We start from the raw sequence: 13,652 nt of genomic DNA, 5'->3' as shown, positions 1-13,652 counted from the left end.
TCAGTTCACTGCCCACAGGACGGCCAGCCACAGCAACGCGGTGGCGGCGGCAGCAATGCCGAGACGCAGCCCGAGGCTGCTGCCGAGCGGGCTGATGCGCGGTGGGTGGCGGGACGCCGAGTGAGCATGCGAGTGAGAATGGGCCATGTCGGTGGGTGCATCACTGACGCACGCCTTGAAATGTTTGATAGCGGAGGCGGAGAGTTGAGCTGCGCTCAGTCCTCGTCGGTCGTTTCGGGGGCGAGCCCATGGAGGCCACAGGTGGCGCATGCGCCGTGCAGCACGAGCTCTGCACGGTCGAGCTGAAAGCCGTCGGGCAGGTTGACGCTTGGAGAAGGCTGAAGACCTTCAAGGCAGATCACCTGGCCACAGCGGTCGCAATGGAAGTGCGCATGGCGATGACTGTGCGGGCGTACCATCTCGAAGCGCCAGGCACGGTCACTGCCGGCAATGCGCCGCGCAATACCCTGTTCGACCAGCCAGTCGAGGGCGCGATACAGCGTGACGCGGTCGTGCGGGATGTCGATTGCGGCCAGCGCGGTGCCCAGCTCCTCGTGCGACAGTGGCTGGGCGCTGTCCTGCAGCGCTGTGACGACGGCAACCCGGGTGCGGGTGACGCGGCCGCCGTGGCGCGTGATCAGCTCACGTGCGGCGTGCTCTGGCTGCGGAGAGGTCGGTGCGTTCGATGAAGGGCGCATGCGCTTGTTGCTGTTTGCGATCGGTATTGCAACATTGTAGCATTAGCACGCCCGGTCGATTGCACCTCATTTTTCGACCGCCCTGCATTCACGCCTGATGGAGATTTCATGAAACAACGCACCGTCGCGCTGGCAATGTTGCTGAGCGCGAGCACCGCCTTTGCGCAGCACCTGCCTCACGAGCATGGCGTGGCAGAACTGCGGGTGGCGATTGCCGGCAACACCCTGCAGATCGAGTTCGAGAGCCCGCTCGACAATCTGGTCGGTTTTGAACATGCGCCACGCTCCGATGCCGAGCGTATGGCACTGGCGCAGGCAGAGGTGATTCTGAAGGGCGTCGAACGCATCGTGACCCTGCCCGCGAAAGCGGCATGCGCGGTGCTCAGGACCGAACTCGAACAGCCCTTTGCCGAGTCATCCGCCGGCAGCGACAGTGGCCATGCCGAGATGAGCGTCGTCCACACCTTGCAATGTGCGACGCCAAGCGCGCTCACCGGGCTGGAGGTCAGACTGTTCGAGCAGTTTCCCCGCATTCGCGAGATTCGGGCAGAGCGTGCTTCGCCCCGTGGTCAGGTGGCGGCGAAGCTGACGCCGAAGCAACGCATGCTCTCACTGTGAGCGAGGCCGCGGTCGCGGTGCGTGATCTGCGTCTGCGCTGGCCGGGCGCCGGCGCGGATTGCCTTGCCATCGACCGTTTCGAGCTTGGGGCGGGTGAGCGGGTGTTTCTGCAGGGGCCAAGCGGCAGCGGAAAGAGCACCTTGCTGGCACTGATCGGTGGCGTGCTTGCGCCGACCGCGGGATGCATCTCGGTGGCAGGGCAGGCACTCGGCACGCTGTCATCGTCGGCCCGCGACCGCTTTCGCGCGGACCACATCGGTTTCATCTTCCAGCTCTTCAACCTCCTGCCCTATCTGTCTGCGCGCGACAACATCCTGCTGCCCTGCCGCTTTTCGGCCGCCAGACGCGAGCGCCTGCAGCGCGCCGGACGCACGCCGGACGAAGAGGTGCTGCGCCTCGCCGCACACCTTGACCTGCCGCCCGAGCTGCTTGCGCGCCGCGCGTCCGAACTCTCGGTGGGCCAGCAGCAGCGGGTGGCTGCGGCGCGCGCCCTGATCGGCGGGCCGGGTCTGGTGGTCGCTGATGAGCCCACCTCGGCACTCGATGCAGACCGTCAGGCCGCATTTCTCGATCTGCTGCAGGGCGAGTGCGCTGCCAGCGGGGCGGCGCTGCTCTTCGTCAGCCACGATCCGCGCCTGGCGGCGCGCTTTGACCGCGTGCTCAACCTTGCGGATATCAGCCACGCTGCGGGAGGTGCGTCATGAGCCCGGTGTGGCACCTGTGCTGGCGCAGCATCGCGAACCGGCGCTTGTCGGTCGGGCTGACCGTTGTTGCGGTGGCGCTGGCGGTGGCAATGCTGATCGGCGTCGAGCGACTGCGCACCGAGGCTCGACACGCATTTGCCCGCACCATCTCCGGCACCGACCTGATCGTCGGCGCGCGCGGCGGGCCGGTGCAGTTGCTGCTGTACTCGGTGTTTCACATGGGTGACGCCACCAACAACATGTCGTGGCAAAGCCTGCAGCAGATCGCGGCCTTGCCGCAGGTCAACTGGGTGGTGCCGGTCTCGCTTGGCGATTCGCATCGCGGCTTTCGCGTGCTCGGAACCACATCTGCTTTTTTCGAGCGCTACCGCTATGCCGAGGATGAAACCATTGCCTTCGCGGCGGGCCGTTCGTTTTCTGCTGCGCCCGAGGGGATCTTCGAGGCGGTGGTTGGTGCGGAGGTGGCCGCGCGCTTTGGTTATGCCGAGGGCCAGCGCATCGTGCTCAGCCACGGCAGCGGGGGCGGGGTGAGCTTTTCCGATCACGCCGACAAGCCCTTCACCATCGTGGGGGTCCTGAAGCGCACCGGCACGCCGGTGGATCGCACGGTGCTGGTGAGCCTGGAGGGCATCGAAGCGATTCACGTCGACTGGCAGGCGGGGGCACCGATTCCCGGCGTGCACATTGCACCCGAGCAGGTGCGCAAGTTCGACATTGCGCCGAAGACGGTGACCGCTGCGCTGATCGGTCTCAAGAATCGGGTGACGGTGTTCAGGGTGCAGCGCCAGATCAACACTTTTGCGGCCGAGCCGCTGACCGCGATCCTGCCCGGTGCGACCTTGCAGGAACTGTGGTCGCTGGTCGGTGTGGCCGAGCAGGCCTTGCTGGCTGTGTCCGCGCTGGTGGTCGTGGTCGGACTCGCCGGCCTCGTCGCGGTGATGGTCGCCAGCCTGGGCGAGCGCCGGCGCGAGCTGGCCATCCTGCGTGCCCTGGGTGCCGGGCCGCGACAGATTCTGGCGCTGCTGATGCTCGAAAGCATGTCGCTGGCCGTGGCCGGGATCTTCATTGGCCTGGTCGTGGTCAATGTCGGCACTGCTGCGCTGTCACCCTGGCTCGCGGCAGAATACGGGCTGCATGTCGGCGTCAGCTGGCCGTCGACGGCGGAATTGGGTTTGCTGGGGGCCGTGCTGGCCGCCAGTGTGCTGGCAAGCGTGGTGCCGGGTGTGCGGGCCTATCGCTATTCGCTGGCCGATGGCATGACGATCAGGATCTGAATATGAATTCCATGAAGTGGGTCATTGCCGCAGTGGTGGGCACGCTTGTGCTTGCCCCGCTGCCGGTACTTGCGCAGAAGGCGGGTCAGGATGGCTACCAGGTCGGGCAGCGGCTCGGCCAGACGGGCAAGGCAGGGGCCGGGCGTTTTCGTGAGATCAGCTGGGACGACCTCATCCCGGCCGACTGGAATCCGGAGAAGTTCTTTCTTGATCTCAATCTCAACGATCTGCAGGACAACGATCCGCGCGCAGCCGAGGTGATGCAGAAGATCCGCGAGGAATGGGATCGTGCGCCGCTGGTGCAGCGCTTCAACGGCGAGCGCATTCGCATCCCCGGCTTCATCGTGCCGCTGGAAACCGACGGCAAGACCATCCGCGAGTTTCTGCTCGTTCCCTACTTTGGTGCCTGTGTGCATGTACCCCCACCACCGGCCAACCAGTTGATCCATGTGATGCCTGACAAGCCGGTGAGCGCCAAGCTCGACATGTTGCCGGTGTGGGTGAACGGGGTGCTGAACGTCGCCCGCTTCGAGTCGGATCTGGGTAACGCGGGTTACCAGTTGCGCGCCATCACGGTCGAAGAGTACAAGGAGCCGTTGCCCAGGTAGTACGAAGGCGCCAGGCTAGGTGGTGGCGCCGGCGACGAGCACGGAGAATTCGCGGTTCAGCATCTCCGCATCGCCGAGATTGAGGGCGAGCAGGCGGCGCAGATGGGTGATGCTGTCGAGGTCGATTTCGCAGCATGTCAGGCCAAGATGGTGGCCCTCTGCGTGCGCCACATGGCCTTCCATGCGGATGACGGTGCAGGTGTCGCCGAGTGTGATCTCGAGCAGGCAGCGTTCGTCCAGCGCCACATCGGGCGGATCGCCGTCGAATGCCAGTAGTGCGCCTCTGAGGGAGAGGTCGAGCACCGCGCAGGCGAGTTCGCGGTCGGCAACGAGCAGTCGTGCCCCGCTGCTGAAGTGAATGCGGGAGTACTGTCGGCGTTGTTCGCTCATCATGTGTCTCCTCAATCGGCATGGCAGCGCGCAGGAGCGGACATTCTGCGGCGCACGGAAAGTGGCAGCAAGCACGTTGGTGAGTCATCTGGCGGAAATTCTCCGCCGCTTTGTGTGGTTTTTAGCGGCGCGGCCGAAAGTATCCGGTCATCCGTGCTCGATCCTGTCTAAAATCGGCCCTCAATCAATACCTATTCTGGGGAATGCGTGACTGATTCAAGACCGGGTGGAGCAGGTGCGACGCCGATGGCTGGTGCGCAGTCAGGGGCAGAGGACGCTGTGGCTGCGGAGGACCCGCGTCTGGTCGATGACGCATTGCTGGGATGCCTGTTGCTGGTGTCGCGCGGACATGGCGCAGCACTGACACCGGATGCGCTGCTGTCCGGCCTTCCGCTCGAAAATGGCAAGCTGACCCCGTCACTGGTGCCGCGCGCAGCCCGTCGCGCCGGTCTTCATGGCCGTGTTGTCAGTTGTGCACTGGACCGTATCAATCCCGTGCTGCTGCCCGCCATTCTGCTGCTCGACGACGAGCGTGCCTGCGTGCTTGCGGCCTGGTCGGACGACCGCAGCGAAGTCGAGGTCGTCTTCCCCGAGCTTGGTGAGACCACCGTTACCCTGCCGGCGGGCGAGCTTGCCGCCCGCTATGCCGGCCATGCAATCTACTTGCGTCCCGGTTTCCGCTTCGATGCCCGCGCACCGGGCGTGCGCAAGACGCGCGAGGGCCACTGGTTCTGGAGCGTTATCGCCGAGAACCGGACGCTGTACCGCGATGTGCTGCTGGCGGCGTTCATGATCAACGTGTTTGCAGTGGCAATGCCGCTGTTCGTGATGAACGTGTACGACAGGGTCGTGCCCAATCACGCCACGGACACGCTGTGGGCCTTGTCCATCGGTGTCTTCGTCGTGGTGACGGCAGACCTGGTGCTGCGCACGATGCGCGGGCATTTCGTCGATCTTGCCGGCAGTCGCATCGACGTGCGCCTGTCCAGTTTCATCATGGAGCGGGTCCTTGGCCTGCGCATGGAGGCGCGGCCCACGTCTGCGGGCTCGTTTGCGGCCAACCTGCGCGCGTTCGAGTCGGTACGCGATTTCATCAGCTCGGCCACGGTGGTGGCGTTCATCGACCTTCCCTTTGCCCTGCTGTTCCTGGCGGTGATCGGCTGGATCAGCTGGCAGTTGTTGATCCCCTTCGCCATCGGCGTCGTTGTGCTGCTTGTGTATGCAATGACGGTGCAGGGGCGGATGCACGAGTTGTCTGAAACCACCTACCGTGCCGGCGCTCAACGCAATGCCACGCTGATCGAGGGGCTGGTCGGGATCGAGACGATCAAGGCGCTGGGCGGCGAATCGGCGATCCAGCGCAAATGGGAGAGCAGTGCTGCGCTGCTGGCCCGCGTCGGCGCCCAGTTGCGTCTGCTGTCGGCCACCACGACCAATGGCGCACTGTGGGTTCAGCAGTCGGTGAGTGTGGCCATCATCCTGATCGGTGTGTATCTCATCGACGAACGCCTGCTGACCATGGGCGGCCTGATTGCCTGCTACATGCTGTCTTCGCGCGCGATGTCGCCGATCAGCCAGGTGGCGGGGCTGCTTGTGCAGTATCACACTGCAGCCACTGCGCTGCATTCGCTCGACGAGCTGATGCAGCGCCCGGTCGAACGCCCCGAGGACACCAGCTTCGTCAGCCGTCAGGGGCTCAAGGGCGATATCGAGTTCCGCGACGTCAGCTTTTCCTATCCCGGCGAAGACACCCTGGCCCTGCGCAACGTCTCGCTGCGGATCAAGCCCGGCGAGCATGTGGCCATCCTGGGACGTATCGGCTCCGGCAAGACCACGCTGGAAAAGCTCATTCTCGGCCTCTACCAGCCCACCTCGGGGGCGGTGCTGGTGGATGGCATCGACCTGCGCCAGCTCGATCCGGCCGAACTGCGCCGCAATATCGGCTACGTGCCGCAGGATGTGACCCTGTTCTACGGCTCGCTGCGTGACAACATCGCGCTGTCGGCGCCGCTCGCAGATGACGCAGCCATCCTGCGCGCAGCACAGATTTCCGGCGTGCTCGAATACGCCAATGCGCATCCGCGTGGTTTTGACATGCTGGTGGGCGAGCGCGGCGAGTCGCTCTCGGGCGGTCAGCGGCAGGGGGTGGCGATTGCACGCGCGGTCATCAGCGACCCGCCCATCCTGTTGCTCGACGAGCCGACTGCATCGATGGATCACTCCAGTGAGGAGGCCGTGAAGGGCCAGCTGCGCAAGTATGCCGAAGGCCGCAGCATGATCGTGATCACCCACCGCACCTCCCTGCTCGACCTCGCAGATCGCATCATCGTCATCGATGCCGGCAAGGTGGTGGCTGACGGACCCAAGGCCCAGGTGGTGGAGGCCTTGCGTCAGGGCCGGATCGGGAGGGCCTTGTGATGAGTGACAACAAAGCCGAGGGTGGCGGCGTGCAGGAACGGGCGTTCAAGGGCATCGGCAAGGTGTCTGCGCAGGTGGACAAGCGCGCTCGGCCGTTCTCCGAACGTCTGTTCGGCCGCTTTGCGCCGCCCGAACGCGAAGACAGGCTCGACTGGGCGGGCGACGCCGACTGGGCCCGCCTGCAGCAGGAGCCCCTGCGAGCGCGCATGCTGTTGCGCGGGGTGGCGGCCGTAGTGCTCATCCTCCTTGTGTGGGCCGCCTTTGCGCCCATCGACGAGGTCACCCGCGGCGAGGCCAAGGTCGTGCCGTCGACCCAGTTGCAGGTCATTCAAACCGTCGACGGCGGTGTCGTCGAAGAGATGCCGGTGCGTGAGGGGCAGATCGTCAACGCCGGTGACCTGCTGCTGCGTATCGATCCGACGCGCTTCGTATCCTCGCTGCTGGAAAACCGTGCGCAGTACTTCGCCCTGCAGGTCAAGGCTGCGCGGTTAAAGGCGCTCACCTCCGGCACGGCGATGACGGTTCCGCCAGAGGCCGAACGTGAGGTGCCGGATATCGTTGCCCATGAACGCCGTCTGTATGACTCAACCCGCGCCGAGATGGAGGCGCAGATGTCGATTGCGCGTCAGCAGCTCAACCAGCGCGAGCAGGAGCTCAACGAAGTGCGTTCGCGCCGGGAGCAGGCTGGGCGCTCCTTTGATCTGGTGCAGCAGGAGCTGACCGTCACCGAGCCGCTGCTGGCGTCAGGGGCGGTGTCCGAGGTCGATCTGCTGCGGCTGCGCCGTGATGTCTCCCGCCTGCGCGGCGAGCGCGATCAGGCTTCGTCGCAGATCCTTCGCATTCAGTCGGCGATCAACGAAGCCAACGGCAAGATCCAGGAAGTTGAACTCAATTTCCGCAACCAGTTGCGTAACGAACTCTCGGACACCATGAACAAGCTCGGCAGCCTGTCCGAGGGCAGTCGCGCGCTGGAAGACAGGGTCAAGCACGCCGAAATTCGCTCGCCGGTGCGCGGAACCGTGAAACGTCTGCTGGTGAGTACCGTCGGCGGCGTCGTGCAACCGGGCAAGGAAGTGGTCGAGATCGTTCCGCTCGACGATGCGCTGATCCTCGAGGCCAAGATTACGCCCAAGGACATTGCATTCCTGCGTCCCGGCCAGAATGCGGTGGTCAAGTTCACCGCTTATGACTTTGCCATTTACGGCGGTCTCGACGCCGTTGTGGAGCAGATCTCGGCCGACAGCGTGACCGACGACAAGGGCAACGCCTTCTACATCGTCCGTGTACGCACGCTCAAGAGCAGCCTCGGTGAAAACCTGCCAATCATTCCCGGCATGGTGGCCGAGGTCGACATCCTTACCGGCAAGAAGACGGTACTTTCCTATCTGATCAAGCCCGTAATCAGGGCCAAGGCCAATGCCTTGACGGAACGATGACAAAGCATTTCTTTCTGAGCCCGGATCGTCAGCTTCTGCCGCGCTGGCAGGAGGCGTTTCCGGAGGCTGTCGCAGTGGCCATAGTGCCCGCGGATCTTATTCACGACGATTCCAGCATTCTGTGGGTCAGTACTCGCGTGCCCGACTGGCGCCAACAGCTGGCACAACAACGGGGCGATGCGGGCATCCGGAGCGTCGTGATCTCGGGCGCCCCTGACCAGGCCGAGGGCCTGCAGGCCCTGGAATCCGGCGCCCGGGGCTATTGCCATGCCTATGCCACGCCTGCGATGCTGCGCGAGGTGGCTGTTGTCGTGCTTCACGGCGGCCTGTGGGTGGGCCCCGAGCTCATGGCGCGGGCGATTCGTGCCACCAGCGCGGGTGGGATCGCGACAGATCTGTCTTCGGAGCACGCCCTGGCGGGCCTGACCGAGCGCGAGCGCGAGGTCGCGCTCGCTGTTGCGCGCGGGCTCACCAACAAGGAAGTCGCTGCAGCGCTCGCCATCACGGAGCGCACGGTCAAGGCCCATCTGTCAGCCATCTTCGAGAAGCTTGCGGTGCGCGATCGCATGCAACTTGCGTTGAGGATGTCCAGCGATGCAGGTGCGTTTGCCCCCTGAGCGTGAGCTAAGTCACGGCTTGTCCACTGGTCCAATAGAGGCGGGGAACGCAGCCCGATAAGGTGTCTGCCATCGAACCCGTTTCCCGATGCGCTGCTCTGGCGCACGGGGCAGCAGATCAGGAGAGCAGAACATGGCAAGCGCAAAGGCAGTCGCAACCGTCGTCAGTATCACCGGCAAGGCAGAGGCCAGGGACCAAGCGGGCAATCTCCGCCTGCTCAAGGTTGGCGACGCCCTGCTCGAAGGCGAGACCCTCGTGACCGCAGCCGGTGCTCGCGCCGAACTCTTGGTGGTTGCCGACGGCAGCATCGTTCCGGTCGGTGAAGACCAGGCCGTCCTGATCTCAGCCGACCTTTCCGAGGCCACCCGTCCGCAGGCCAACGAAGCGCAACTGGCCGACGGCACCATCCAGCAAGTCATCCAGGCCCTCAACGACGGCGCCAATCTCGACGACGTGCTCGAAGAACCGGCCGCCGGCCTGACCGGAGGCGGTGGCGGTGACGGCAATGATTTCGTGCGCCTGCTGCGGATTACCGAGGGTGTCGATCCGATCGAGTTCGAATTCGAGGGATCCGCCGCAGCCGTTGTGCCGGAACTGCGGGCTGCAGGAGACGGGGCCGACGAAGCACAAACCGTCACCACGACGGGGGAAACTGAAACGCCGGTTACGGTGACGCCGGTCAATGACGCACCTGAGACCAACGCTGTGGCCGCAACGGGTGAAGAAGACGCAGCCTCGATCCCGGTCAGCCTGTCGGGTAGCGACGCCGACGGCACGGTGGATCACTTCGTGATCAAGACGCTGCCGCTCAACGGCACGCTGCTGCTCAACGGCAACCCGGTCGCCGTGGGCACCGAGATCCCAGCCACCGCCAACGGTGCCACGGTCACCTTCGTGCCGGCTGCGAACTGGAACGGCGAGACGAACTTCACCTACGCCTCGGTCGATGACCTTGGTCTGGAAGACGGCACCCCGGCCACCGCCACGGTGACGGTGAGCCCGGTCAACGACGCCCCGGACACCGCCGCGACCAGCGCGAGCGGCGCAGAGGATGCCGCTGCGATTCCGGTCAGCCTGTCGGGCTCGGATCCGGACGGCACAGTCGATCACTTCGTGATCAAGACCCTGCCGCTCAACGGCACGCTGCTGCTCAACGGCAACCCGGTCGCCGTGGGCACCGAGATCCCGGCCACCGGCAACGGCGCCACGGTCACCTTCGTGCCGAGCGCGAACTGGAATGGCGAGACGAACTTCACCTACGCCTCGGTCGATGACCTTGGTCTGGAAGACGGCACCCCGGCCACCGCCACGGTGACGGTGAGCCCGGTCAACGACGCCCCGGACACCGCCGCGACCAGCGCGAGCGGCGCAGAGGATGCCGCTGCGATTCCGGTCAGGCTGTCGGGCTCGGATCCGGACGGCACAGTCGATCACTTCGTGATCAAGACCTTGCCGCTCAACGGCACGCTGCTGCTCAACGGCAACCCGGTTGCCGTGGGCACCGAGATCCCGGCCACCGCCAACGGCGCCACGGTCACCTTCGTGCCGGCTGCGAACTGGAACGGCGAGACGAACTTCACCTACGCCTCGGTCGATGACCTTGGTCTGGAAGACGGCACTCCCGCCACGGCCACCGTGACCGTAAGTGCGGTCAACGATGCACCGGAAACCGCTGCGACCAGCGCCAGCGGTGAAGAGGATGCCGCTGCGATTCCGGTCAGCCTGTCGGGCTCGGATCCGGACGGCACAGTCGATCACTTCGTGATCAAGACCCTGCCGCTCAACGGCACGCTGCTGCTCAACGGCAACCCGGTCGCCGTGGGCACCGAGATCCCGGCCACCGGCAACGGCGCCACGGTCACCTTCGTGCCGAGCGCGAACTGGAATGGCGAGACGAACTTCACCTACGCCTCGGTCGATGACCTTGGTCTGGAAGACGGCACCCCGGCCACCGCCACGGTGACGGTGAGCCCGGTCAACGACGCCCCGGACACCGCCGCGACCAGTGCGAGCGGCGCAGAAGACGCAGCCTCGATCCCGGTCAGCCTGTCGGGTAGCGACGTTGACGGCACGGTGGATCACTTCGTGATCAAGACGCTGCCGCTCAACGGCACGCTGCTGCTCAACGGCAACCCGGTCGCCGTGGGCACCGAGATCCCGGCCACCGCCAACGGTGCCACGGTCACCTTCGTGCCGGCTGCGAACTGGAACGGCGAGACGAACTTCACCTACGCCTCGGTCGATGACCTTGGTCTGGAAGACGGCACCCCGGCCACCGCCACGGTGACGGTGAGCCCGGTCAACGACGCCCCGGACACCGCCGCGACCAGCGCGAGCGGCGCAGAGGATGCCGCTGCGATTCCGGTCAGCCTGTCGGGCTCGGATCCGGACGGCACAGTCGATCACTTCGTGATCAAGACCCTGCCGCTCAACGGCACGCTGCTGCTCAACGGCAACCCGGTCGCCGTGGGCACCGAGATCCCGGCCACCGGCAACGGCGCCACGGTCACCTTCGTGCCGAGCGCGAACTGGAATGGCGAGACGAACTTCACCTACGCCTCGGTCGATGACCTTGGTCTGGAAGACGGCACCCCGGCCACCGCCACGGTGACGGTGAGCCCGGTCAACGACGCCCCGGACACCGCCGCGACCAGCGCGAGCGGCGCAGAGGATGCCGCTGCGATTCCGGTCAGGCTGTCGGGCTCGGATCCGGACGGCACAGTCGATCACTTCGTGATCAAGACCTTGCCGCTCAACGGCACGCTGCTGCTCAACGGCAACCCGGTTGCCGTGGGCACCGAGATCCCGGCCACCGCCAACGGCGCCACGGTCACCTTCGTGCCGGCTGCGAACTGGAACGGCGAGACGAACTTCACCTACGCCTCGGTCGATGACCTTGGTCTGGAAGACGGCACTCCCGCCACGGCCACCGTGACCGTAAGTGCGGTCAACGATGCACCGGAAACCGCTGCGACCAGCGCCAGCGGTGAAGAGGATGCCGCTGCGATTCCGGTCAGCCTGTCGGGCTCGGATCCGGACGGCACAGTCGATCACTTCGTGATCAAGACCCTGCCGCTCAACGGCACGCTGCTGCTCAACGGCAACCCGGTCGCCGTGGGCACCGAGATCCCGGCCACCGGCAACGGCGCCACGGTCACCTTCGTGCCGAGCGCGAACTGGAATGGCGAGACGAACTTCACCTACGCCTCGGTCGATGACCTTGGTCTGGAAGACGGCACCCCGGCCACCGCCACGGTGACGGTGAGCCCGGTCAACGACGCCCCGGACACCGCCGCGACCAGTGCGAGCGGCGCAGAAGACGCAGCCTCGATCCCGGTCAGCCTGTCGGGTAGCGACGTTGACGGCACGGTGGATCACTTCGTGATCAAGACGCTGCCGCTCAACGGCACGCTGCTGCTCAACGGCAACCCGGTCGCCGTGGGCACCGAGATCCCGGCCACCGCCAACGGTGCCACGGTCACCTTCGTGCCGGCTGCGAACTGGAACGGCGAGACGAACTTCACCTACGCCTCGGTCGATAGCGACGGCTTGGAAGACCCTACTCCGGCCATTGCTGCGATCTCCGTGACGCCTGACTCTCTGATTGTGACCCATCTTGAGGCCACAACGACGGGGGTGCCGGTAGCCATGCAGGGATTGTCTGGCGAGTACTACGGCTATAACGATAACTCGACGAGTGCAAGTGACGGCTTCTCCGGCGTTACCCGCGTGCACACCAATGACGGAACGGTAGGCAATCTGACCACGATTGCGAAAGTTCAACAGATTATTGCCGGACGAGCAGCTCCGGATGCAAGTTTCAAGGCAAATTCCATTGAGTTCGGTCTTACTGAGAATACCAATTCGCCGCTCTTTTCCAACGACCTGGGCAGGAATGCCAAGATTGAAGCAGGTGGGGCTATTACCAATAACGGGAGTAACCTCTATCGCTTTCTGACTGGCGCCAACGCCGGGAATGCCCAAGACATCGTTGCCGTAAGCGGGGTCGGAAAAACGACAGACTCGATCATACGACTGACCGGACAACTCTTGATCGAGCAGGGCACCTACGACATCAGGATTACCGCGGATGATGGCTACGACGTGTTGTTGAACGGCACTTCAATTGCGGAATACAACGGAATTACATCCACCAAGGTCACGACATTCAGCGGTGTCAATATTGATGGTGGTCTTCTGCCGATCGAGGTCCTCTATTGGGATCAGGGTGGGCATGCGACTTTCCGGATTGAATTCAAACTCACAGGTACCGCGGACAGTACCTATCAGCCGCTCGGTGAGAATGATTACGCCTTGTTCTCTTCTGACTTGGTTGTTCCTCCAGGTGGGGAGCTTGTGCAGGCAAGCGACGGTAGTTGGGTGATTCAGACTGGTGCCGTATTCAGTGACATGGACAACGCCCCGAATGAAGTACATGGTTCGGTCGCGGCGGATAGCATTCACGGTGGGGGTGACGACGATAGCCTGTTCGGCGGATTGGGCGCTGACACCTTCGTCTGGAAGCTCAACGATGGCGGCACGGCAGGGAACCCGGCGGTGGACACCGTTGGTGACTTTACCGTCGGCATCTATAACGGTACCGGCAACGCCGACCGTCTGGATCTGGCCGATCTGCTCAAGGACGAAAGCAGTGCAACGATCGACAACTTCCTGAGTGTCGAGCAGGTTTCTGGCAATACCGTGCTGCATGTCAGCAGCAGTGGCGGTTTTGCGGGAGGGTACTCGGCGGGTGCGGAGGATCAGACCATCGTGCTGGAGAATGTGACCTTCGACAGTGCGCTGAGCAGTCATGACATCATTAATCAGCTCATCTCCAATAATCAGCTTCTGATCGACAAATGATGCAGCGGCCTTTTTCCGGAGGATG

At 64.4% G+C, this 13,652-nt stretch carries 11 protein-coding genes; 8 read left to right on the top strand and 3 right to left on the bottom strand.

Going from position 1 to position 13,652, the window contains the following annotated elements; translation table 11 throughout:
• Both CEW83_RS21065 and CEW83_RS13760 read right to left on the bottom strand, forming a co-directional pair.
• The gene (locus CEW83_RS21065; protein ID WP_159099458.1) at window positions 1-147 is read right to left on the bottom strand and encodes a hypothetical protein; all 147 of its coding nucleotides are present in this window, start codon (window positions 145-147) and stop codon (window positions 1-3) included.
• Window positions 148-215: 68 nt separating this feature from the next.
• Window positions 216-698 carry a Fur family transcriptional regulator gene (locus CEW83_RS13760; protein ID WP_108949857.1) on the bottom strand — a complete coding sequence of 161 codons (483 nt, stop codon included), beginning with the start codon at window positions 696-698 and terminating at the stop codon, window positions 216-218.
• A 108-nt stretch (window positions 699-806) separates the two neighbouring features.
• On the opposite strand from CEW83_RS13760, the gene CEW83_RS13755 reads away from it, so the two are divergent.
• From CEW83_RS13755 to CEW83_RS13740, 4 genes are read left to right on the top strand one after another with little or no spacing between them, the layout of a single operon-like run.
• Window positions 807-1,316, top strand: coding sequence for a DUF2796 domain-containing protein (locus CEW83_RS13755; RefSeq protein ID WP_234418826.1), 510 nt, complete (start codon window positions 807-809; stop codon window positions 1,314-1,316).
• On the top strand, window positions 1,313-2,020 hold the full coding sequence (locus tag CEW83_RS13750; RefSeq protein WP_108949856.1) for an ABC transporter ATP-binding protein: 708 nt from the start codon (window positions 1,313-1,315) through the stop codon (window positions 2,018-2,020). Before CEW83_RS13755 ends, CEW83_RS13750 begins: the two co-directional genes overlap by 4 nt.
• On the top strand, window positions 2,017-3,294 hold the full coding sequence (locus CEW83_RS13745; protein WP_108949855.1) for an ABC transporter permease: 1,278 nt from the start codon (window positions 2,017-2,019) through the stop codon (window positions 3,292-3,294). Before CEW83_RS13750 ends, CEW83_RS13745 begins: the two co-directional genes overlap by 4 nt.
• Window positions 3,295-3,296: 2 nt before the next feature.
• Window positions 3,297-3,902, top strand: a complete 606-nt coding sequence (locus CEW83_RS13740; protein ID WP_108949854.1) for a DUF3299 domain-containing protein — start codon at window positions 3,297-3,299, stop codon at window positions 3,900-3,902.
• A gap of 15 nt (window positions 3,903-3,917) precedes the next feature.
• Here the strand turns inward: CEW83_RS13740 and CEW83_RS13735 are convergent, their stop codons facing one another.
• On the bottom strand, window positions 3,918-4,292 hold the full coding sequence (locus CEW83_RS13735; protein ID WP_108951406.1) for a PilZ domain-containing protein: 375 nt from the start codon (window positions 4,290-4,292) through the stop codon (window positions 3,918-3,920).
• A 246-nt stretch (window positions 4,293-4,538) separates the two neighbouring features.
• On the opposite strand from CEW83_RS13735, the gene CEW83_RS13730 reads away from it, so the two are divergent.
• From CEW83_RS13730 to CEW83_RS13715, 4 genes are all read left to right on the top strand, one after another.
• Entirely contained in the window at window positions 4,539-6,710 is a 2,172-nt protein-coding gene (locus tag CEW83_RS13730) for a type I secretion system permease/ATPase (RefSeq protein ID WP_108949853.1), read from the top strand.
• The gene (locus tag CEW83_RS13725; protein ID WP_108949852.1) at window positions 6,710-8,146 is read left to right on the top strand and encodes an HlyD family type I secretion periplasmic adaptor subunit; all 1,437 of its coding nucleotides are present in this window, start codon (window positions 6,710-6,712) and stop codon (window positions 8,144-8,146) included. Before CEW83_RS13730 ends, CEW83_RS13725 begins: the two co-directional genes overlap by 1 nt.
• Entirely contained in the window at window positions 8,143-8,763 is a 621-nt protein-coding gene (locus CEW83_RS13720; protein WP_108949851.1) for a response regulator transcription factor, read from the top strand. Before CEW83_RS13725 ends, CEW83_RS13720 begins: the two co-directional genes overlap by 4 nt.
• 133 nt (window positions 8,764-8,896) lie before the next feature.
• The gene (locus CEW83_RS13715) at window positions 8,897-13,627 is read left to right on the top strand and encodes a retention module-containing protein (protein ID WP_159099457.1); all 4,731 of its coding nucleotides are present in this window, start codon (window positions 8,897-8,899) and stop codon (window positions 13,625-13,627) included.
• Window positions 13,628-13,652: the final 25 nt, after the last annotated feature.

It is taken from the genome of Parazoarcus communis, from assembly GCF_003111645.1.
GTDB classification, from domain to species: Bacteria; Pseudomonadota; Gammaproteobacteria; order Burkholderiales; family Rhodocyclaceae; genus Parazoarcus; species Parazoarcus communis_A.
This window is presented reverse-complemented; position numbering and strand designations above follow the sequence as displayed.